3 protein-coding genes are annotated in these 2833 nt (G+C 65.2%); all 3 read right to left on the bottom strand.

Translation table 11 applies throughout. The annotated features are described in order from the left end of the window. Window positions 1–151: 151 nt before the first annotated feature. The gene (locus EN885_RS32930) at window positions 152–847 is read right to left on the bottom strand and encodes an RlmE family RNA methyltransferase (RefSeq protein ID WP_128244389.1); all 696 of its coding nucleotides are present in this window, start codon (window positions 845–847) and stop codon (window positions 152–154) included. 306 nt (window positions 848–1153) lie between these two features. Then, window positions 1154–2533 (bottom strand): Ppx/GppA phosphatase family protein, encoded by a 1380-nt coding sequence (locus tag EN885_RS32920; protein ID WP_127290627.1) that lies wholly within the window; start codon window positions 2531–2533, stop codon window positions 1154–1156. Between the two features lie 96 nt (window positions 2534–2629). Further along, a partial coding sequence (locus EN885_RS34000) for a hypothetical protein (RefSeq protein ID WP_206616882.1) occupies window positions 2630–2833 on the bottom strand: 204 nt, incomplete at its 5' end.

Here is a 2833-nt window from a genome sequence, read left to right as displayed (position 1 = left end):
AATCGTCTCATCCGACGCCGCCAGACCGTCCGCCAGACTCAACTGACCCAAAACACGATCCGCCATCCCGAATCTCCCTGCTCCAACCTTCACCACAGAATCACCGTTCGGCTTCTGTGCAAAGGTCTCACAAGGGGAGAAGGAAAAGCCCCTATCCCTTAAAATCCTTCGCCAGCAGATAAAGCTCCACGGATTCATCCCGCGAGGCCGGCGGCTTGACGTGATGGACCGAGCGGAAATTCTGCTTGAGCCTGGCGAGCAATTCGTTCTCGGCGCCGCCCTGAAAAGTCTTGGCGAGAAAATGACCGCCCGGCTTGAGCACCGACAGCGCGAAATCGGCAGCCACTTCGCACAGATACATGGTGCGGATGTGATCGGTCCGGCGGTGGCCGGTGGTCGGCGCCGCCATGTCGGAGAGCACGATATCCGGTCGGCCGCCCAGCGTTTCGGCGAGCTTTTCCGGCGCCTGCGGGTCGAGAAAATCCATCAACAGCACTGGCGCGCCAGGCACCGCATCCATCTCGAGATAGTCGATGCCGACGACATGCGGGTGTTCGGCCGTCGATTTCGTGCGCGCGGCGGCGACCTGGCACCAGCCGCCGGGTGCCGCGCCAAGGTCGATGACCTTCATGCCGGGCTTGAGCAGATGGTGCTTGTCGTCGATCTCGATCAGCTTGTAGGCCGCACGCGAGCGGTAGCCGTCGGCCTTGGAGCGTTGGACATAGGGATCGTTGATGTGGCGCTGCAGCCAGCGGCGTGACGATTCCTTCAGGCCGCTCTTCTTCTTGATCCGCGTCTTCAGCACGCGAATGCTGGCAGAGCCTGGTTTTTCCGGTTTCTTGGTCATTGCTTGATTTCTTGTTTGAGTTTTCTCGCTCGCCGAGTTGCGGCCGTTTTTCGGCGGCTGCGCGTTTCGTGAACGGCTTCCCCCACTCCGTCGCTGCTTCGCAGCGCCACCTCTCCCCCCTCCGGAGGGAGAGGAAGGGCGCCAGCCTGCATAAGCTCGCGCCCTTCCTCTACCCCGTCGATCGGGGGAGAGGTGTCGAGCGAAGCTCGACGGAGTGGGGGTCGACTGTTCACCTAAGCAATGCTTCCGCTTGGGTCCGAGAAAACCGGTTGCCACTTTTCGCTGACGCGGTCCTTCGGTTCGGGATCATGCTCTGCCACGTCCACTGTTGCGCCAGACACCGTCGTCGGCCATCAATTCGCTCAATATGCCTTCACGCAAGCCGCGGTCGGCAACGCGCAGCCTTTCCGACGGCCATACCGCGCGGATCGCTTCCAGGATGGCGCAGCCGGCCAGCACCAGATCGGCGCGATCGGCGCCGATGCAAGGGTTGGCGACGCGCTGCTGAAAGTCCCAGCCGACCAGTTTTTCGACCATGCGGTCGACGCTGTCGCGGTCCATCCACAGCCCGTCGACCCGGCGGCGGTCGTAGCGCTCCAGGTCGAGGTGGACGCCGGCCAGCGTCGTCACCGTGCCCGAGGTGCCGAGCAGATGGAATTTCGGGCTGGCGAGCACATGGCTCAGCCGGTCGCGCCCGTCAAAGGCATGCAGGCGCACTGCCACATCCTCGACCATGGCGGTAAATATCTCGCGGGTGACGGTGCGGCCGCCGAAGCGCTCGGCCAGCGAAACCACGCCGACCGGCAGCGACGTCCAGGAGACGATGTGGTTGGCGAGCCGCGGCGAGCGGTGGCCGGTGAGATCGATCAGCGCGATTTCCGAGGAGCCGCCACCGATGTCGAACAGGACGACGCCTTGCGTGTCGCGGTCGACCAGCGAGCCGCAGCCAGACACGGCCAGCCGCGCCTCGGTCTGGCGGTCGATGATCTCGAGCTTCAAGCCCGCCTCGCGCTCGACGCGATCGAGGAACTCGGCGCCGTTCGCGGCCGTGCGGCAGGCTTCGGTGGCGATCAGCCGGGCCTTCCTGATCTTGCGGCTGCGCAGTTTGTCGCCGCAGATCTTCAGCGCCTCGACCGCACGGTCCATCGCGGGCTGCCCGAGCCGCCCATTGGCGGTGAGGCCCTCGCCAAGCCTGACGATGCGCGAGAAAGCATCGATGACGCGGAACTGGCCATGCCGCGTCGGCACCGCCACCAGCAGCCGGCAATTGTTGGTGCCGAGGTCGAGTGCGGCAAACACCGGCAGCTCCTGCACCGGCGGACGGCGAATGTCCTGCTCCGGCCTGCTCGGCGCAGTTGAGGGCAAAGGCGCGACAATCGCCTCGGGCGGGCGGCTGGCCGGAGCGCCGCCGGCGGCCGCCGACAGTCCGGCCGCTGCGAACTGAGCGTCATCGCGCACGAAAACCTTGCGGCCGCGCCGGCGTTTGCGCCGCTTCCTGGTCTTGGCCTTCTGATTCTGGCCATTCTGATGCTGGGGCGCGTCGCCTGCCTGTCCATGACTGGACCAAGGCTGCACCGGGCGGCCATTCTGCCGGCCGGCGGATGGGCTTGCCTGGCCGGATGGCGGCGGCGAAGCCCTGGACACGCCCACTTCCGGCGCGCCAGCGCCGGTGTCGTGGTCTTCCACTTCAGTTCCTTCCGGCGCCGCGCGAACCGGAGACCGGACGCAGCAGGCGCTGTCATGTGTTCTAAGTTGCCGCCAGACTAGCAGCGCCGGCCCGGATCACCAAGAGCGCAGGGGGCGAATTTTGCCGGTGGCTTGAGATGCGGCGATGTTGGTGATCCCTTCTCCCCTTGTGAGACCTTTGCACAGAAGCCGAACGGTGATTCTGTGGTGAAGGTTGGAGCAGGGAGATTCGGGATGGCGGATCGTGTTTTGGGTCAGTTGAGTCTGGCGGACGGTCTGGCGGCGTCGGATGAGACGATT

Source organism: Mesorhizobium sp. M6A.T.Cr.TU.014.01.1.1 (genome assembly GCF_004022765.1).
Taxonomy (GTDB): domain Bacteria; phylum Pseudomonadota; class Alphaproteobacteria; order Rhizobiales; family Rhizobiaceae; genus Mesorhizobium; species Mesorhizobium mediterraneum.
Note: the sequence above shows the minus strand (reverse complement) of the source record. Positions and strands in the feature narration are given on the sequence as shown.

What these genes read in the sequence shown, in the direction of transcription:
- EN885_RS32930 (WP_128244389.1), bottom strand. Translation starts at nt 847, where the DNA reads ATGACCAAGAAACCGGAAAAACCAGGCTCTGCCAGCATTCGCGTGCTG.